This is a genomic window from Streptomyces sp. NPDC096132 (genome assembly GCF_044763345.1).
Taxonomy (GTDB): Bacteria; Actinomycetota; Actinomycetes; order Streptomycetales; family Streptomycetaceae; genus Streptomyces.
Map to the genome: position 1 here is coordinate 364,368 of NZ_JBIWGA010000008.1, position 18,687 is coordinate 383,054.

At 70.1% G+C, this 18,687-nt stretch carries 15 protein-coding genes; 10 read left to right on the plus strand and 5 right to left on the minus strand.

Annotation, left to right across the window (positions count from 1 at the left end; all coding sequences use genetic code 11):
- Positions 1-44: 44 nt before the first annotated feature.
- The 3 genes from ACIRF9_RS21720 (at position 45) to ACIRF9_RS21730 (ending at position 4,168) form a co-directional block, all read left to right on the plus strand.
- On the plus strand, positions 45-1,643 hold the full coding sequence (locus tag ACIRF9_RS21720) for a streptophobe family protein (protein ID WP_403824488.1): 1,599 nt from the start codon (positions 45-47) through the stop codon (positions 1,641-1,643).
- A 198-nt stretch (positions 1,644-1,841) separates the two neighbouring features.
- The gene (locus tag ACIRF9_RS21725) at positions 1,842-2,558 is read left to right on the plus strand and encodes a response regulator transcription factor (protein ID WP_403824643.1); all 717 of its coding nucleotides are present in this window, start codon (positions 1,842-1,844) and stop codon (positions 2,556-2,558) included.
- Positions 2,555-4,168, plus strand: coding sequence for a sensor histidine kinase (locus tag ACIRF9_RS21730; protein ID WP_403824491.1), 1,614 nt, complete (start codon positions 2,555-2,557; stop codon positions 4,166-4,168). Before ACIRF9_RS21725 ends, ACIRF9_RS21730 begins: the two co-directional genes overlap by 4 nt.
- Positions 4,169-4,261: 93 nt before the next feature.
- Here ACIRF9_RS21730 and ACIRF9_RS21735 read toward each other — a convergent pair whose 3' ends face one another.
- Together ACIRF9_RS21735 and ACIRF9_RS21740 are read right to left on the minus strand one after the other, a co-directional pair.
- Positions 4,262-5,614: a histidine kinase gene (locus ACIRF9_RS21735; RefSeq protein ID WP_403824494.1), complete on the minus strand. Its 1,353-nt coding sequence runs from the start codon at positions 5,612-5,614 to the stop codon at positions 4,262-4,264.
- Between the two features lie 26 nt (positions 5,615-5,640).
- The gene (locus tag ACIRF9_RS21740; protein WP_403824496.1) at positions 5,641-6,537 is read right to left on the minus strand and encodes an ABC transporter permease; all 897 of its coding nucleotides are present in this window, start codon (positions 6,535-6,537) and stop codon (positions 5,641-5,643) included.
- 425 nt (positions 6,538-6,962) lie between these two features.
- Here ACIRF9_RS21740 and ACIRF9_RS21745 point away from each other — a divergent pair, with 425 nt between their 5' ends.
- The 4 genes from ACIRF9_RS21745 to ACIRF9_RS21760 all read left to right on the plus strand — a co-directional run bounded on the left by ACIRF9_RS21745 (position 6,963) and on the right by ACIRF9_RS21760 (position 11,378).
- Positions 6,963-7,550: a GtrA family protein gene (locus tag ACIRF9_RS21745; RefSeq protein WP_403824499.1), complete on the plus strand. Its 588-nt coding sequence runs from the start codon at positions 6,963-6,965 to the stop codon at positions 7,548-7,550.
- A gap of 686 nt (positions 7,551-8,236) precedes the next feature.
- Positions 8,237-8,806, plus strand: coding sequence for a hypothetical protein (locus tag ACIRF9_RS21750; RefSeq protein ID WP_403824501.1), 570 nt, complete (start codon positions 8,237-8,239; stop codon positions 8,804-8,806).
- A 103-nt stretch (positions 8,807-8,909) separates the two neighbouring features.
- On the plus strand, positions 8,910-10,061 hold the full coding sequence (gene efeO / locus ACIRF9_RS21755) for an iron uptake system protein EfeO (protein ID WP_403824504.1): 1,152 nt from the start codon (positions 8,910-8,912) through the stop codon (positions 10,059-10,061).
- Between the two features lie 138 nt (positions 10,062-10,199).
- The gene (locus ACIRF9_RS21760) at positions 10,200-11,378 is read left to right on the plus strand and encodes a DUF4190 domain-containing protein (protein WP_403824507.1); all 1,179 of its coding nucleotides are present in this window, start codon (positions 10,200-10,202) and stop codon (positions 11,376-11,378) included.
- Positions 11,379-11,675: 297 nt separating this feature from the next.
- Here the strand turns inward: ACIRF9_RS21760 and ACIRF9_RS21765 are convergent, their stop codons facing one another.
- Positions 11,676-13,184: an MFS transporter gene (locus ACIRF9_RS21765; protein ID WP_403824509.1), complete on the minus strand. Its 1,509-nt coding sequence runs from the start codon at positions 13,182-13,184 to the stop codon at positions 11,676-11,678.
- A 91-nt stretch (positions 13,185-13,275) separates the two neighbouring features.
- Positions 13,276-14,394 (minus strand): oxygenase MpaB family protein, encoded by a 1,119-nt coding sequence (locus tag ACIRF9_RS21770; protein ID WP_403824512.1) that lies wholly within the window; start codon positions 14,392-14,394, stop codon positions 13,276-13,278.
- A gap of 399 nt (positions 14,395-14,793) precedes the next feature.
- On the opposite strand from ACIRF9_RS21770, the gene ACIRF9_RS21775 reads away from it, so the two are divergent.
- Positions 14,794-15,399 carry a TetR/AcrR family transcriptional regulator gene (locus ACIRF9_RS21775; RefSeq protein ID WP_403824646.1) on the plus strand — a complete coding sequence of 202 codons (606 nt, stop codon included), beginning with the start codon at positions 14,794-14,796 and terminating at the stop codon, positions 15,397-15,399.
- A 142-nt stretch (positions 15,400-15,541) separates the two neighbouring features.
- The gene (locus ACIRF9_RS21780; RefSeq protein ID WP_403824515.1) at positions 15,542-15,757 is read left to right on the plus strand and encodes a hypothetical protein; all 216 of its coding nucleotides are present in this window, start codon (positions 15,542-15,544) and stop codon (positions 15,755-15,757) included.
- A gap of 266 nt (positions 15,758-16,023) precedes the next feature.
- Here ACIRF9_RS21780 and ACIRF9_RS21785 read toward each other — a convergent pair whose 3' ends face one another.
- Positions 16,024-17,607: an alpha/beta hydrolase gene (locus ACIRF9_RS21785; protein WP_403824518.1), complete on the minus strand. Its 1,584-nt coding sequence runs from the start codon at positions 17,605-17,607 to the stop codon at positions 16,024-16,026.
- A 593-nt stretch (positions 17,608-18,200) separates the two neighbouring features.
- Between ACIRF9_RS21785 and ACIRF9_RS21790 the strand changes: the two genes are divergently transcribed.
- Entirely contained in the window at positions 18,201-18,518 is a 318-nt protein-coding gene (locus ACIRF9_RS21790) for a CU044_2847 family protein (RefSeq protein WP_403824521.1), read from the plus strand.
- The last annotated feature ends 169 nt before the right edge of the window (positions 18,519-18,687 follow it).

An 18,687-nucleotide genomic window follows, 5' to 3' on the forward strand; every position in this document is an offset into this window, starting at 1 on the left:
TCGGCGCCGCGTGCCTCCGCACCAACGAAGCGGAGTTGTCCTGCATGGTTGCCACCACACCCCGTCTGCAGACCAGGCCCGGCTCCGGCCCGCGTCCTGGCACCGCGGCCGGCTCACGGTCCGGCACGAACCCCCGGTCCCCGCGCCGCACCGTGCCGGTGCAGTTGATCGGTCCCTGGCAGAACGCTCTGGAAGGGGCGGCGGCCACGCTGTGCGCGGTGGTCGCGATGGCGGCCGTGTCCGCGCTCGCGTTGGTGCTGCTCGACGCGGGATCCTTCGGATCGGTCTGGTCGTTGACGTTGGCTCTGACCGCCATGGCCGTCGGAGGATCGGTGAGCGCGGGTTCGGATGTGTCAGGGGACTCCGGGGGGATGGGCGGGCTGGCCTCCCTGTTCGGAGGCGGTGGGGGCGGCATGAGCCCGTCGATCAGCGGGGCGGCCGATGTCGTACCGCTCGGAGTCACGCTCGTGGGCGCCGTCGTGCTGTGGCTCGCGTTCTCCTGGCGGCTGCGGCAGGGGCAGCAACGGCGCTTCACCGCAGGCGAACTGGCTGTCCGGGCGGCCGGAGCGGCGAGTGCGGCACTGTTCACCCTCATGGTCGTGGCCGGGCTCGCGAAGGGATCGGCCACCATGCCCGCGTCCGCGATGGGAGGAATGGGTGGGACGGGCGGCGGCCGGTCCACCGAAGGCTTCGGAGGTGGCAGCGGTGGTCTGGGCGAGCTGATGGGTGGTGGCAGCGGTGGTCTGGGTGGGCTCATGGGCGGCGGTTCGGGGGCCCAGTCGGCGATGACCTACCACGTGAGCGCGGGGTCGGCCGGCTTGGGCGCGGTGCTGTGGGTGGCCGTGGCGCTCGGTGCGGGATTCCTGATCAGCCGGCGGGTGCGGCTGCCGTTGGGCGGGGTGCTGGACGGTCTGCGCACCGGCTGGGGGCGGAGTCTCTCGGCCGTCGTGCGTACGGCCGTCGTTCTGGCGGCCGTACCGCTGGTGATTCTGGCGGCTGTCGGGGCGGTGGTCGGCGGTCCGGCCGGCTCGGTCGCCGGGGCCGCGCTCCTGTTGGCTCCGAACGCGCTGGCGGTGTTCCTGACCCTGGGCCTCGGTGCCTCGTGGACGGCCGCGGTGCATCCGGTGCAGAGCGACAGCGGCAGCAACCCCCTCGCCGCTCTGATGGGCGGCATGGGCGGCATGGGCGGCATGGGCGGAAGCACGGGTGCCATGGGCGGCGGTCAGCAGACCGACCGTACCGAACATCTGGGATCCCTGTCGGCGGGCGGGTGGCCGCTGTGGCTCGGTGCCCTCGCGGTGACCGGGCTCGTCCTGCTCGGCTGCGCCTACCGGGCGGCCCGTGTCACGGACCCCGCCCAGATGGTTCCGCTGCACCCCTACCGGGGCCCGCTGGCCGGACACCTCGGCATGGCACAGCGGTTCGGTGTCGTCACGGCCGTCGTCCTGGGCACGTCGGCCTGGCTGCTGGGCGCATCAGGGCACTTCGGCGTCAGCATGTTCGGCAGCGAGATGGGCGGCATGGAGGCCGAGCTGAGCGGCAGCGTGCTGCGGACGATCGTCTTCGGGCTGCTCGTCGGCGCTCTGGCCGGGTTCGGCGGGAGTCTGCTGTCCTCGGCACGTGGTGCTCTTCGGGCTCGGTGACAACGGACTTTATGCGGCGAAGACGGCACCATTTCGTATCCTGCCCGGCAGGGTCCCGGCCGCCGCGTGCCGCGTGTTTTCTGCCGGGGCCCTGTATCCGGCGAGGCCGGGAATCTGGTTGCGGTCCCATGGAGGCCTCCTTTGACGTCCTTTGAGCGTTCTTCCCTGCCTGCCGCCGGCGCGGGAATCGATCTCGGTGTGGCGGCGGCGGGGGAGGCGAATCTGCTGGTGGTGGACGACGAGTCGACCGTGCGGGAGCTGCTGTGCGCGGCTCTGCGGCACGCCGGCTTCACCGTCGCGGCGGCCGGGACGGGCCAGGAAGCGCTGGACCGGGCCAGGGAGGTCTCGCCCGATCTGGTCCTGCTCGACGTCATGCTGCCCGACCTGGACGGCTTCGAGGTGATCCGACGGCTGCGCGAGCGGCACCGGCCCGCCTCGACGCCCCGCGGCGGGCACGTCCCGGTCGTGTTCCTCACCGCCCGGGACGCCACCCACGACAAGATCGAGGGGCTGGTGCTGGGCGGCGACGACTACGTGACCAAGCCGTTCGACCTCCAGGAGCTGATCGCCCGTATCCGCGCCGTGCTGCGCCGCACCGGCGGCGACCCCACCGCCACGCTGCGCGCGGCCGACCTGGAACTCGACCCCGACGGAGTGCAGGCCACACGCGCGGGTGAACCCCTGCGCCTGTCACCCACCGAGTTCCGGCTGCTGCACTACCTGATGACCAACGCCGGGCGCACGGTCTCCAAGACCCAGATCCTCAACCGGGTCTGGGACTACGACTTCAACGGGGACACCGGCATCGTCGACACCTACATCAGCTATCTGCGGCGCAAGATCGACAACGGCGGCCCCAAGCTGATCCACACCGTGCACGGCGTCGGATACGTCCTGCGCGGGCCGAAGTCATGACCGGGGGCCTGTGGGCACGTGCCTCACTGCGCAGTCGCGTCCTGTTGCTGGCCGTCGCCCTGTTGACGGTCGGCCTCACCGGGTTCAGCCTGGTCGCCGGGAACGCCCTGCGGGGCTATATGGAGGACCGCGTCGACGCCCAACTCCGCGCCGCCGCCCAGGTGTTCGCACTGGTGCCACCGAAAGCGGCGGAGAACGGCGCGGCTCAGAAGCCGCCCTCCGGTATCGGTGACTTCAGCACGGACGTCCTCGGCAACCCCGTCATCACCTACGTCACGGAGGCGGGCGTGGTCGAGACCAGCGTCGACTCCCTCGCCGGCACCAGTCGAACAGGGGAGACGCATGGACCGGTTCTGCCCCGGATGGACCGAGCCGCGGTCATCGCCCGTGGTGGCCGGCCGTTCACCGTGGACAGCACGACAGGAGACACGCGCTGGCGGGTGATCGCCGTGCCGAGAGTCACCGGCGCCCGTCTGCCCGGGGCCACGGCGACGACCACCTCCACCTCCTCCGGCAGTGTGCTGGTGGCGACGACGATGTCCAAGGTGGACGGCACGGTGAACCGGATGTGGCGGATCTACCGGAGCACGGGACTCGGCCTGCTCGCGGTGCTGGCCGTGGCGGGCTGGTTCGCGGTCCGCTCCGGACTGCGTCCGCTGTCCCGCGTCGAGCAGACCGCCGCCGAGATCGCGGGCGGCGACCTCACCCGCCGCGTGCCCGAACTGGCGGGACCCAACACGGAGTTGGGTCGACTGTCGGCCGCGCTCAACGGCATGCTCGGGCAGTTGGAGGCCGCGTTCGCCGCCCGTGCCGAGTCCGAGGCGCGGATGAGCCGGTTCGTCGCCGATGCCAGCCATGAGCTGCGCACCCCGCTCGCCGGCATCAAGGGCCTGACCGATCTGCACCGCATGGGCGCCCTCGCCGGCCGTGAGGACGTCGACGCCACGATGGACCGCATCGCCCGGGAGTCCGAACGTCTCACCCGGCTCGTCGAGGACATGCTCCAGCTGGCCCGCCTCGACGAGCACGCCCTCAGAGCCACGGGCAGACCGACCGGCATGCGAACGCCGGGCGCCTTTCCGGATCTCGACCTCGCCCCCACCGACCTGCGCACCCTCGCCGCCGACGCCCTGCACGACGTACGCGCCCTGGACCCGGCCCGCGCCGTCACGCTCACCGGCCCGGGCGGCGAAGGGCCGCCGGCACCCGCACCGGCCCTCGCCGACGAGGCACGGCTGCGGCAGGTCGTCACCAACCTGGTCGGCAACGCCGTCACCCACACCCCGCCCGGCACACCCCTCAGGATCGGCGTCGGCACGGTCGGCGACCACGCCGTCCTGGAGGTCGCCGACCAGGGCCCGGGACTCACTCCGGAGCAGAGCGCCCGTATCTTCGAGCGCTTCTACCGCGCCGACACCTCCCGCAACCGCGCCACCGGCGGCGCCGGCCTCGGCCTGTCCATCGTCCACTCCCTGGTCACCGCCCACGCCGGCCACGTCCAGGTCGACTCGACCCCCGGCCGCGGCGCGACCTTCCGCGTCCGCCTTCCTCGCCTCACCGAGCAGTCGAGGCCGACCGTCCCGTCGGAGCCGGAGGCGCTCACGGGGTGAACGGCGGACTGGCGAGCGAGCCGGTACCGAGAGCATCAGGCCCCGTACTTCAGCCCTGCGGTCGGTCCCAGCCAGGGAAGCAGGCTTCCGGAGTCATGACAGCTGCTCTCCCGGAGCGGGCGAGGTGGGTACGTCGAGGACGACGTCCACGAGCCAGCCGTGCCCGGTGTCGCGGGGGCCGATGACGACGGTGCCGCCGTACATGGCGGCCCGCTGGCGGATGCCGACGAGACCGTGCCCGGGGTCGCCGCCGCGTGGCTCAGCCACCGGTCGCACCGTCTGGCCCGGTGGCGCACCGGTGTCGGCGACCCGTATGTGTACCGTGCCGGTATCGGCGGTCACGGTGACCTCGACCGAGGAGCCGCTCCCCGCGTGCTTGAGGGTGTTGGTCAGTGCCTCCTGGACGACCCGGTACACGGTGAGTTGGACGCCGCTGCCCAGGGAGTCGAGGTCGCCCATCGTCCGGTACCTCACCGCGAGGCCCGCTGCCCGCACGCGTGACAGCAGGGGGTCCAGATCGTGGATTCCCGGCTGAGGGCTGAGGAGCTGGGCCGCTTCCTGCCCCTCGCGCAGGACGCCGAGGACGCGGCGGAGTTCGCTCATGGCCTGGCGGCCGGTGTCACCGAGGATGCGCAGCGCCTCGGCCGAATGCTCGCCCCGGTTGGTGGCGAGGGTCGCGGCGCCGTCGGCGACGGTGACCATGACGGAGAGGTTGTGGCCGACGATGTCGTGCATCTCGCGTGCGACGCGGGAGCGCTCGGCGGCGGCGGTGAGCCGTAGGCGCTGCTCCTGCTCTATCTCCAGGCGCCGGGCCCGGTCCTCCAGCGCCTCCAGGTACATCCGGCGGATCCGCAGGGTCAGCCCCACGGCGACGGCCGCGGTAGTCGTCCCCAACAGGAAGAAGCTGCCGAGCAGCGGATGTTCGATGGGCGCCAGGACCCAGGCGGCCAGTACCACTGTGGCGACGGCCAGTGCGCCGGCCCAGCCCAGTACGCGCAGCGAACCGCGCCTGGCCAGGGTGTACAAGGCGATGAGCACGCTGAGGCCGGCCGGCAGCCAGACCCCCACAGACCACTCGACGAGGGACACGGCCGCGATCACGAAGTACGTGACGGCCGGAGCTCTGCGCCGCCACCACAGAGGAATGGCGAGCGCGGCAGTGAGAGCGACCATGGCACCGGACGACACCTGGCCCTGGGAATCCGCGTCCCCGAAGAGAGAACCGCTGGTGCCTCCCAGCAGGCTGGGCATGCTGACGCACACGACGAGCAGTACGACCGCGGTGTCGAGCAGCCAGGGGTGGCGGCGGTCCAGCCACTGCCGGTGGCTGTGTCCGCGCAACATGCTGCCCAGGACCGGGTGCGCCCATGCGGCGTCGAGGCCGGGCAACGGCGGGAGTGTCGTCCCCGGGGCGACGGCGGCGGGTGCCGCGCGTTCCGTCCTCATGGATATCAATGGTCCTCGTGTCCGGTTCAGGCGTCGGTCTTGACGAGCCGGTAGGCCGCACCGGCGAGCGTCAGGGCCACCCAGCCCGCGAAGACGGCGAGTCCTGCCCCGGGCGAGAGGGCGTCGGAGGACTGGTGCAGGGCGTAGACGGCGGAGCCGGCGTTGCTGGGGAAGTAGGGGCTGAGGGTGTCGTACCAGGAGTCCGGGAGCAGTGAGGCCAGGCCGGGCAGGATCAGCAGGATGCCGACCAGCGCCGCGATGGCCCCGGCGGAGGAGCGCAGCAGTGCCCCCAGCGCCACGCCGAACACGGCGACCAGAGCGAGGTGGACACCGGCGCCGGCCAGGCTGCGCAGGACGCCGTCGTCGCCGAGCGAGAGCGCGATCCGCTCGCCGTCCAGACCCGGGGTGCCCAGTTGGAACGCGGCCAGCGCGCCGACCGTGGTGAGGACCAGGGCGATCGGCCCGATCACGGCGGCCTTGGAGAACAGGGCGGGCAGCCGGCGCGGCACCGCTGCGAGTGTGGAGCGGATCATGCCGGTGCTGTACTCGCCCGCCGAAAGGAGCACCCCTAGGACGCCGATGGCCGGCGACGCGAAGGTCACACCCGTCAGCGCCAGACTGACGGCGTCGCTGTCGCCGCCGCCACTGTCGCTGCCCGGCCCGGGCGGCCCGCTCGTCGCGACGGCGTCGGGACTGTAGGTGTAGGCGGCGACCGCACCGAAGACGACCAGCAGGACGACGGCGACGCCCAGAGTGATCCAGCTGGAGCGCAGCGACCAGAACTTCAGCCACTCCGAGCGCAGGACTCCAAAACCGGTCACCTTGTACTTCGTCGGGGCAGCCGTCGCCCGGGGGCCGGGCACCAGGGAGAGGTCGGAGCGCCGACCGGGGTGCCGGTGGCGGCGGATCGTGGTGGTGGGCATCAGGCGGCCTTTCGCTCGGTGTCGGCCGGAGCACTCCGGTACTCGACGACATCAGGTGGTCGTGACGTCCGGCCCGGCCCGCGGCGAACGCGGCAGGCTGTGCACCCACGTCTTGGGAGAACGGGCCGGGGACACAACCGCGGGTGCCTGTCTTCGACGTTAGAAGCGGCGGGGCCCCAAACCGTGGGACCCCGGGGGGCACTTCGGCGGACGGGTGGTACCGCGGTACCACCCGCCGTCACGCACCTGAGGGAAGAGGGCCGCGGACCCAGCCGCCCGTGCCACCGCGGTGCGCGTGGTACCGGGGTACCACCGGCCCGCCGGCAATGCCGTCCCGGGTACCAGAGTCCGCCGTCCGGACGCCCCTAGCGTGAAAAAGGAGGAAGCCAGGAGGGGGCAACCCCATGAGGTGAGCAGGGGAGACGATGAGTGAGTCACGTCATGCGGAAGGCAGCAGCGGCAGCGGCAAGGCCGACGGGGGCAACGCCTCCGCGCCGCCCGGCCCGCTCGCCTCCTTCGCCCGCTTCGTCCTGTTCGGCGGCGGAGCCGGTCTCGCCGCGAGCGCCGTCGTACCGACCGTGGCAGAGGCGATGCCGTGGACGGTGGCGAACGCGCTGATCACCGTGATCTCGACCGTCCTGTGCACGGAACTGCACTCACTCGTCACCTTCCGCACAGGGCGGCGTGCCGGTTGGCGCCGCCACCTCCAGTCCGGGGGCTCGGCCATGGCCTCCTACGTGCTGACCACCGTCGCGGTGCTCGCACTTCATGCCCTGCAGCCGACGGCGGGCAGGCTCCTGGAACAGATCGTGTACCTCGGCGCGGCAGGGCTCGCCGGCATCGGACGCTTCCTGGTGCTGCGCCTTTTCGTCTTCGCCGGCGATCGCGACCGGAAGGAGTGGAAGGCCGGGAGTCGAGTCCCGCGGGGGAGGAGGTACGGCTCCGCCCCGGATCGCGCACGCCTTGTCGGCGACTACGGCGGCGCCGCCGTATCCACGCCCTGCCTTCACTGACCACGGACATCAGGACAGCCATGACCCTCATACACGACCGACTCCTGGACCCGGCCCGCCGTGCCTCACCTCCACGGGAGCCCGCGCGGCGATCGCCCTCGCTCCCGCGTCGGCCGGGCCTGGCGCTGGTGTCGTGCGGCCTCGCTCTGGTGCTGGTCGTCCACGCCTGGTTCGACGTACTGACCTCCCTGCCGCGACCCGAGCCTCACACTGGTAGTGCACACACTGTGAGCCTCCGCCAGCTTGAAGGCGCAGGTCAAACGGCTGGTGTGACGGTCTTGCAGGGTGCTCACGTCGGCTGTGGACGGCTGTCTGTGGAGTAGATCGTCTGTCAGCGGTTGACTGCGAGGTAGGTCAGGACGAGCAGAGCATCGGAGCACCGGATGACAGGGAAACCGTCGTGGACGGAGTGGCGGGAGGCCGCGCGGAACTGGACTCGCCCCGGTGAGAGCATTGCTGCGCGGCCCCACCCATCCACCTGGCGGAACGCCTTCCAGTGGCCTCGCCCGAGGCGGTTGCTCCTCGCCGGACTCGGCCATCGCCTACGGACCCGGCTGATGTTTCGGTGTTGGACTACGTGATTCCACGGATGTCGCTTCATAAGGCGCTACACGAGAGTTGTACACGTGATGGGGCCTTGCGCTGCACGTGCCCGCAGCCCCTTCCCGTTCGAAAGGCGCTGGTACGTGAAGCAGTTGATCGGCACTCTTTGGAAAAGGGCCCTGCGCCTGGGGCCTGAGATCGGTGCTCACCATGTCTTGTGGCCTGCCTCGTTTCCGTACACACCCTGTGCCCGTGGCTCCGCGCACGCGCTGGCGGCGCAGCTGATCACCATCACGACCTGCTGGCCATTGATCTACTTCTCCCGGTTCTCAGGCCTGGAGTGGACAGTGGTGTACATGCTGACGATGCCGACCCTGATGACCGGTGAGGTACTGAGAGGCAGACTGCACCATCAACATGGGGTGGTGCGGCAGCTGCTGACCGCCGCAACTGTGATCGTGTCGGCGTTCACCTTCCCGCTCTACCTGTGGCTGTTCCTGCTCAAAATGGAATTCCAGGAGTCGGGGATCCCCGTACTCGTCTGCTGGTTGGTGGCGCTGGCCGCCGGATCATCGGCCGCGTGGGTCACGTGGGTCGCCTCACATGGCAGAGCAAGACCCGTGTGGCTGTACACGGTGTGGCTCACCACGATCTCCGTCACCGTGGTGGCGACCCTGAGTGCTTGGCTGAAGGCCATCACGGCAGGCCGGTGACGGGGTGATCCGCAACGAGCTTTGGGCCGGCCGTTGTTTTGCGAGCTTCACCATTCCAGGCGGGTTCCGCCACGTGATTTTCCAACCATCCTCGGGAGCCTGGATGCGAGCCGTCAAACTCTCCGTCGTCACCGCTGCCGCGGCGGCGGCCCTGACCGCCTTCACGGGCTGCGCCGAGAAGAGCGATGCCAAGGGCAGCGATCACGTCATCGACGTGATCTCCACGGACAGCAGGTGCGAGATCTCCAAGAAGGAGATCGCCGCCGGACACGTCGAACTCGCCATCGAGAACAAGGGCTCATTGGTCACCGCGGTCTACATCCTCTTCCCGGACGACCGGGTCCTCGCCGAGCGCGAGAACGTTGGCCCCGGCACCAAGCAGCGGGTCACCGCCGAGGTGAAGGCCGGTGACTACCAGATAGGCTGCAGGTCGGGCATGAACTCCGACAGCGCCCGGCAGGATCTCAAGGTCACCGGCGGCACCGCCGGCAAGCGTGACCCCCGCCTGGACTGGGCCGTCGCCACCTACCGCGCCTACGCCCAGGAGCAGGCATACGAGACGCTGCGGCTGGCCGAGACCTTCGCCACGGCAGTCAAGGACGGCGACATCGAGGAAGCCAGAAAGACGTACGCGCTCTCCCGCATCGGCTGGGAGCACACCGCGCCAGTCGCCGATTCCTTTGGCGACATCGGCTTCAAGGTCGACGTCCGTGAGGACGGCCTCAGGAAGAGCCAGGACCCGGCCACCGACTGGACCGGCTGGCACCGCCTGGAGAAGGCCCTCTGGCAGGACAGGAGAATCACCGGCCGTGACAAGCAGCTTGCCGACCAGCTGATCGCCGACGTCAGTGACTGGCAGAGCCGCATCGGCAAGGCGGAGATCACCGCGACCTCCATGGCCGACGGCGCCAAGGAACTGCTCGACGAGGTCGCCACCGGCATGGTCACGGGCGAGGAGGAGCCCTACTCGCACACCGACCTGGTCGACTTCACGGCCAACATCGAGGGCGCGCAGAAGTCGTCTGAGCTGCTACTCAAGGCGGTTGGGCAGGAAAACGACACGGCACTGGCGACCGAACTGGACAATCGGTTCGCCACGCTGAACGCGATGTTCGACAAGTACCGCGTGAACAGGACGTCATACGGCTTCACGTCCTACGACAAGCTTGGCGAGGCCGACCGCAAGCAGCTGTCGGACGCGGTCAACGCGCTGGCGGAGCCGCTGTCGAAGCTCGCCGCCACCGTCGCGAAGTAGCCGATCCAAACGACGGCGGGGCCGCCTGGCACTGTCACATTGCGTTGCAGTCCAAACCCCTCACCCGAACGGCAACCTACAAGTACTGGCAATGGCTCGAACCGTCGCACGTCAGTTTGAATCAGGAGTACGGTGCCCGTGTCCATACCCTCGCCCTCAGGGTCCCAGCAGCCCCAGGACCTGTACCAGTCTCCACAGCTGCAGGGCCCGTATCCGCACCTCCAGGGACCGCAAGGACCGCAGTGGCCGCACCCCTACGCCCCTTACCCGGTCTGGGGCCAGGGCGACAGCCCCTTCGCCCGCCCTGCTCCGGTCAACGGCATTGCCATCGCCGCCCTTGTGCTGGGCTTGTTGTGCTTCCTGCCGGCGGTGGGGCTGGTCCTCGGGATCATCGCGCTGGTGCAGATCAGGAAGCGGGGTGAGCGCGGCAAGGGGATGGCGATCGCGGGCGCGGTCGTGTCCTCCCTCGGACTAGCGCTGTGGGCGGTGTCGCTGTCCACGAACATCGCCTCCGCCGCCTGGGAGGGCTTCGAGGAGGGCGCCCGGGGTGGCAACAGCTACTCCCTCGCCAAGGGCGACTGCTTCGACCTCCCGGGCACGGGCTTTGACCGGAACGTCTACGACGTCGACAAGGTGTCCTGCAACTTCGAGCACGATGCCGAGGTGTTCGGCACCATCCCGCTGTCCGACGGCGACTACCCGGGCGACGACGACGTCACCGACAAGGCCGAGGACAAGTGCTGGAAGCTCCAGGACGCGTACGCGATGGACCACTGGAGGCTGACCGACAAAGTCGGCGTCAACTACCTGAGACCCACCGCGGAGAGCTGGGCCTGGAGAGGCAACAAGATCACCTGCGTCTTCACCCACACCGACGCGTACGGCACTCTGGACGGCCCGCTTCGTACCGACGAGTCCAGGCTCGACGCGGACCAACTGGCCTTCCTGAAGGCGATGAACGCCGTCGACGAGGTCCTCCACGAGGAGCCGGAGGAAGACGCCGACGAGGACCTGGACGCCCACAGAAACTGGGCGGCGGACGTCCGGGACGTGCTCGGCAAGCAGACGGGCGTCCTGCGCGGCCGCACCTGGCCGGGCCACGCGGACAAGTCCGTCGACGCCCTGGTGAGGGACATGCAGGACGCCCGCGCGGACTGGGCGAAGGCCGCCACCGCAGGTGACGCCCACACGTACTACCTGCACTACGACAACGGCTACAAGTACGTCGACGGCAACACCACCCGCAGTGCCCGCTGGGACCTGGGTCTCGCCTTCACCCCGCCCTCGACTGCCGCCAAGTCGAACCACCGACCGTGAGGGCTGGGATGATCTTCGTACCCGACGCACCCGAAGGTCACTGCCAGAGCCATCCCGGGGTGTGCGGCGTTTCGGGCAGGTCGGAGACGGGAGCGCTCATGACCATCGCCGCGGCGCCGCACACCAGGGTGAGCTCCACCCACCATGGGCGCTGTGGGAACCCGCCGTGGTCCGGCCTTCGGTTCCGGCCGCTCCGGGGCTCCATGGTTTCTCCGTGCTCTCGGATGCGGACCGAGTGGGGTCCGGACGACGAACGACCGCCGGGCCGAGGCGACGGTGCCTCGGCCCGGCGGAGCCTTACATGTGGACGACAGGGGCCGCGTCGGGGTCGTGCGTGGGGACACCACGTCGGTAGAGGACGACGCTGACGATCAGGCCGGCGGCGAAGAAGGCGGCCGACCACCAGTAGGCGGTGGAGTAGCCCTCCAGGCCGGCCTGGGCGAGGACGGCGGGGTCCCTGGGGTTCTTGCCGTCGAGGTAGTTGGTGACGGCGCTGGAGAAGAGGGTGTTGAGGAGGGCGGTGCCGAGGGAGCCGCCGACCTGCTGCATGGTGTTGACGGCCGCCGAGGCGACGCCGGAGTCCTCGGCGCCGACGCCGTCGGTGGCCAGGGCCATGGCCGGGGCCATGACCAGGCCGAGTCCGATGCCTGCCACGACGAGCGGGGGAAGGATGTCGGTGGTGTAGCTGCTGTTCAGGTCGAGGCCGGTCAGCCACACCATGCCGGCGGCAGCGGCACCCATGCCCAGCGGCACGATCGCCTTGGGGCCGATGCGGGGGATCAGCACGGTCGAGGCGAGAGTCGCGGCGAGCATGAGCCCGGCGGTCATGGGCAGGAAGGCCAGGCCGGTCTTGACGGGGGTGTAGCCGAGGCTCTGCTGCAGGTAGTAGGTGAGGAAGAGGAAGACACCGAACATGCCGGCGCCGGTGATCAGGATGGAGACGAAGGAGGCGCCGCGGTTGCGGTCGAGCAGGACGCGCAGGGGCAGCAGGGGGTGGGTGGAGCGGGTCTGCCACCAGGTGAACGCGGTGAGCAGGATCCCTCCGGCGACCAGGAAGCCCCAGGTCTCGGGCGAGCTCCAGTCGTGGCTCTCGGCGTTGGAGAAGCCGTAGACCAGGCAGAACAGGCCGGAGGAGACGAGGAACGTGCCGGGGATGTCGATGGTGGCGCTCTTGTCCCGGGTCGAGCGCTGGAGCAGGATCAGGCCGCCGACGAAGGCGATAGCGGCGAAGGCGAGGTTGACGTAGAGGGTCCAGCGCCAGTCGAGGTACTCGGTGAGCAGACCGCCGAGCAGCAGACCGATGGCACCACCGGCGCCGGCGATGGCGCCGTAGACGCCGAACGCCTTGCCGCGTTCCTTGGCGTCGGTGAAGGTCGTGGTCAGCAGGGACAGGGCGGCCGGGGCGAGCAGCGCGCCGAACAGGCCTTGTGCCGCGCGGGCGGCGATGAGCATCTCGAAGCCGGACGCGGCACCGCCGAGGGCGGAGGCGCCGGCGAAGCCGACCAGGCCGACCAGGAAGGTCATCTTGCGGCCGAAGAGGTCGGCTATCCGCCCGCCCAAGAGCAGCAGGCTGCCGAAGGCGAGCGCGTAGGCGGTGACGACCCACTGCCGGTCCCCGTCGGAGAAGCCCAGGTCCTTCTGGGCGGAGGGCAGGGCGATGTTCACGATGGTCGAGTCGAGCACCACCATCAGCTGGGCCACACCGATGACGGCGAGGATCCACCAGCGATGACGGGGGCCGGGGTCGCCGGTAGGAAGGGTGGACACGCCGGCGGTGCCGGGTGTGTCCGTAGAGGTTCGGGACATGACGGATAGCTCCAAGGGGAGTGCGACAACGGGATTGGCCAGGCCTTCTCGGAGACGGTCGCCCTCGACCGCGAGGCATGGCGGAGGAGGATCAGGCAGCGGTAGGTGCTCGGTGGCTGACCGCTGTCCCCTGCCGAAGAGCGATGCCGAGAGGAAGGACGACGGCGGTCGGTTCTGGTTCGGCCGCCTCGGGCTCCTGACGGCGAGCCGCCTGGGCCGAGGCCGGGGAGAAGGTCTGCCAGTACCGGGCCTGGCGATTGAGCGTGCCGATCAGCGGCATGAGATCGGTCGCGGTGGGAGTGGGAATGCCGAGGCGGTCCGCGGTCCCGTCCCCGAAGCTCCGCCGGAGCACGTTGTGGATGAGGACACGCAACTGGTCCTCGGACAGCACGGCATCCGGCGCGGCGGCCATCGCACGAGCCTGCGCGTCGATCATGGCCCGGGTGAGTGCGCGTGAGTTCTCGTCCGGGGCCGCCGTCGCCCAGTCCAGCAGGTCCCGCAGTCGGTCGGCGCTCGCGCGGTCGGCCACATCGCCGTAGAGGCTCTCGTCGAGTCCCAGCAGATGGGCGACGTACGACCAGTACTGGTGAAGGGAGCGCTCCTCCTCGGCGGTGACGTCGATGCCGATGACCGACAGGGTCCGGAAGGCGACGTGGGTGATGCCCAGCCACGTGCGGGCCATGTCGAGCTGCCCGATGGGCAGTCCCTCGGCGCCGGCGTCCCAGTCCTTGAGGGCCTTGGCCCGCATACGGGCATGGCGCAGCCGCAGATCGACGGTGGCCACGTATCCAGGGGCACCGCGCAGCAGTCCTCCCGGCCTGATGGTCTGCCGTGTCCACACCCCTGCCTTCGCGAGCCGGTGCGCGGCCATGGCGGCCGGCTGTCCCTGCCGAGCCAGCGGTCCCGCTACGGCCGGGGAGGCGTAGGCGTACGCGAGCGCGCTGGTGATCGAGCACAGGCCGAACCACATGGGGGGTACGGACTGGCTCACGACATCGCCCCGGTGGAGCATCAGGGGATCGACCCAGGTAGGGGCGCTCTCCACCTGCTTCAGCAGCGCGGCGACGGCCGCGGGAGGCGGTTCGTCGAGACTGGCCAGGCCACGCCGGAGGCCCACGTCGAGGACGCGCCGGGCGCCCGTGCCGTAGAGGTCCAGCTCGGCGACGACGGCGTCGGCGAGGGGATCCCCGGCGGTGAGCCTGGTCGCCATGTGGTCCGCCTTCGCTCCGTGCCGACGGCGTGCGGCTTCCGGGCCGAACACGCGGCCGGAGCTCGTGGGGGGCGTGTGGCTTGCGGTCATCTGGCTCTCGTTTCGGAAGGGGATGTCGCCGGGCCGAGCGGGAGTCGTTGCCGGCACGGCTGCTGGGGGGAAGAGGGTTTCGTGGCGATCCGGGCAGGTCAGCCCAACGAAGAGTGACTGGTCATGCGGCCCTCTTCGCGCCGGAGGAAGCTCGTCTGACGTATGTCAGATTAGCTTCTATCTGACAGGTGTCAAGTACGCTGTGGGGGAGCCCCAGGAGGTCCGGGGTGATCAGTGAAGGAGGCAGAAGTGGGAGCAGGAACCGAATCCGCCCGACGGCCGGGGCGCCCCGGCGTGGGCACTCCCGCGGTGCCGGAGGAAGGGAGCATCCTGCGGCGCGGGATGGAGGCCTTCGCGGAGTTGGGGTACGACCATGCCTCCGCGCGCGAGCTGGCCCGCCGCCTGGGCGTCAGTCACAACTTCATCAACGACCGCTACGGGTCCAAGGCGGCGTTCTGGCGTGCGGTGGTCGACTCCGCTCTGGGTGCGCAGCTGGCGGGTCTGCCGCAGGTGGATCGCTCGCTCGACGACGCCGAGAACCTGCGGCAGATCATCACCGCCTTCTACCGCATGGCGGCGGACAGGCCACTGATGGCACGGCTCTTCGTCGACGAACTCAACCGGGAGACGGAACGCTTGGACTACCTGTTCGAGCACTACATCGCGCCGACCCTGCAGACGATGAAGTCGATCATCGAGCGGCTCGTGGCGGCGGGCCGCATGGCGCCCGCACCGCTGCACGTGCTGTTCTTCGCCGTCATTCCTCCCGTCTCGGGGATGGTCGAACTCCCCCTGGCCAAGCGCCTGGGCAGACCCGAGCCCGCCTCGCCGGACCAGCTCACCGCCACGGCGGAGACGCTGGCCGCGCTCGTGGTCAACGGAATGCTGGCGACAGGCTCGACGGCTCGCTCCTGAGTCACACAGTCCCGAGATCTGGTTCGCCCGTACAGGCTTGGGTGGCGATCCTGTTCACCGGGTCCCTAGCGGGTCATCTCGCCCCCTCCTGGCATCGTCCTCAAGTGAGGTGATCTCAGCGGGTTTCAGCGAGGCTACGTTGTTGAACGCCGGCAGGTCGAGGGAGAGGTGGCAACACACGTCGAACGGCCCTCCGAGCCCCAGGCGTACGGCGAGGGAGGGGCCAGGCGGCTGCAAGGAGAAGACCGCGGCGGTCATCTTCGGGAAGAAGGCGATGCCGCCGCTGGACACCTACGAGGAACGGGTCGCGTTCGTCCACGAGGTCGTCACCGACTGGCTCGGCAGAATCACGTCGTGAGACGCGCGGCGAACCCGACCCGGCTCGCGGCGAACCCGGTGCCGGCTCGAGGAGCCGAGGACAACGTGAGCGAGTCGTTCGATGTCGGCGTAGTGGGCTACGGGCCGACCCGGGGCGCTCCGTGGCCTTGGAACAGGTATGTATCTGCGCGTCCCTGACGGCGGTATCGGCGGGCGCGCCTGGAAGGCCGAGGGCAGGACAGCCTGGTGCCGTCGAGCCGATGCTGCGATGCGCCCCATCGGCCCGGACGGGAGGGTGAGGTTCTGTCAGGTGCAGGTTTTGCCGACGGGGGGCAGCTGGCCCAGTGTCAGATAACGGTCCACGGCCGTGTCGACGCAGGTACTGCCGTGCAGGTAAGCCAGATGCCCGTCGCCGTCATAGGTGAGCAGGCGGCTGGAGGAGAGCTGGCGGGCGAGCGCCTTGGCCCAGGGGTACGGGGTGGCAGGATCGCGAGTGGTGCCGGCGATCAGGATGGGAGCGGCACCTGGCGCGGAGACGGGCTGTGCGGGCTGGGTCGGCGGGACGGGCCAGTGGGCGCACTGCATGAGCTGGGTCGCATACCAAGTGCCGAACTGGGGCGAGGCTCTCAGGAACTGCGGCAGCGCCGCCTGGACCTGCACGGAGGTGAACCGCGGGGCGAGGGGGGCGCTCAAGCAGCTGATGGCGTAGAACGCGTCGGCGGCATTACTGGAGGTGTCCTCCGCGGAGCCCAGGAGTCGCTGCAGCGCGGTGGTGTCATCGGCCAGCACTCCCTGGAGCGCGGCGCGCAGCAGCTCCCACTCGGGGATGGTCAGTGCCGTCGTGACCGCGGCGACGAGGTCGTCCCCTGTGATGGAGATGTCCTTGCCCTGCCGGAGGGGGGCGCGGTCCAGAGAGCGCCGAAGTGTGTCCAGTCCGCGGCTGATCTCCTGGACGGAGTGGCCCAGCGGGCAATCGGCGTGGGCCGCGCAGTCGGCGGCGAAGGACTCCCATGCCAGCTGGTAGCCGGCCGCGGTCTGCAGGAAGTCCTGGTACCCGTCCATAGCGGGGTCGACAGCACCGTCGAGCACCATCCGGCCCACCCGGGACGGGAAGAGATCGGCATAGGTCGCACCCAGGTAGGTGCCGTAGGAGAAGCCGACGTAGTGCAACCGGTCATCGCCCAGGAGCGCACGAAGAACGTCCATGTCCCGGGCGGCATCCAGGGTGCCGACATGGGGGAGCAGCCGCCCGGCGTGCTGTGCACACGCGTCGCTGAGCTGTTCGTATCCCGCGTCATCCGATGCGATCTCCGTCGAGTCGGTCGACATGCGGCGGCCGACCCCCGCGGCGGTCGTGACAGTGTCGTTCTCACACACCACCGGGGTGCTGTACTGCACACCGCGTGGATCCATTGCGACCAGGTCGTAGGAGGCGCGTACGGACGGGGAGTAGTAGTCGGCGTTGCCCAGCAAGTAGTTGATCGCGGACTCTCCGGGCCCACCGGGATTGACCAGCAGCGAGCCGATCCGTGTGCCGGTTCCGGTGGCCTTCTTCCGCGTGGCTGTCAGGAGAAGGTCGCCTCCGTCCGGATGGGCGTAGTCCAACGGCACCTTCACGGTGGTGCACTGGAACGAAGGGGCGTCAGGGCAGGTCTCCCACAGGAGCTTCTGCTGGTGGTAGCGCCGCAGTCCTGGCGGGACCGCCGCGTCGGTGGCCATGCCGTCCGCTCTGGCCAGCTGCGTCATGGCGGGGGCTGCTCCGGGCCAGGCGGCGTACGGGGCGGTCAGCAGCAGCCCGCAGACACCCAGCATTGCCGCCCTGCTGCGCAGCTTCCGCCTGGGTATTCGGTCGACGTCGGGTCTGCGGTCAGTGTCTCGTGCAGGGGTCATCGCCATGCCTTCCTCGTGCGTCCATGCGATCGGGGGCCTGCCGGGCGATCGGGGGCCTGCCGGATGAGGCCTTACGACGGGCCTCGAGGTCGCCCGGCGCCTGGGCGGCCACGGGGCGGTTCCCGACCGCCGTGCAGCGGTGGCGGCCTGTCGCGGTGGGGCTCGCCATCCACTGCGCTTTCGCCCTGTGATCAGATCACCACAAGCTGTGCTCAGTGGATCGTTCGAGTAGGCCGAATGCGTGCTCTGCGTCGACTGTGGGCGTGACGGGTCCAGCATCGCGGCATGACTCGGTTGACGAGTGACCTGGCCTTCCTGGAGACGGGAGGCGGTGGGTGGCATGCGCACAAGCCCGAGTGCGTGGTCAGCTCGGAGCGATGCCGGGCACCAGGCCATGGTGCGAATGGCCTCGTTGCGTGGGGAGCGTCGACGCCCCTTACGTCCAACTGAGCGGCAGGAAGCGGGTGGGCTGGGCCCGGCCGGTCTGACGCCTCCTCCGTACGGCTCACTCCGAGCTGCGGCATATGCCAGGCGTGCCGGATGCTTGCCGGGATCCATGCTGAACGCCCGCGAGCAACGGAGGAGGTGGCGCTTTGGCACCGCTGACTCGGATTCCACTGGAGGGCGGGGGCTCCGTCCTGGTCGAGGCGCGGGCCGAGGCGGAGGGGCCGGTGAAGGCCGGGCGCCTCGTGGACGTCGTCCGGGAGGTGCCCGGCACCCTGCAGGACGCCCTGGAGCCGATCACGGAGGCGGCGCAGGCGGCCCTCGACCAGCTGCGCAAGGCCCGGCCCGACGAGATCACGGTCGAGTTCGGCGTGGACCTCGCCGTCGAGGCCGGCGCGGTGATCACCAAGGGCAGGGCCACCGGCCATCTGCAGGTGACGGTGTCGTGGAGGGGCGACGGTGGCTAGCGCCGGGGGATGGGCGGACGACGGCATGCGGGCTCCGCCGAGGGATGTGGGGGCCACAAGGTCCGGTCGTTCGGCTATCCGGTCGGCCGTGGAGTTGCGCTCGCGATGGCTGGGGGACGTGGTTCCTGACATGTGCGACACCCTGGCGGGTGGCTGTGGGCTGGTGGGG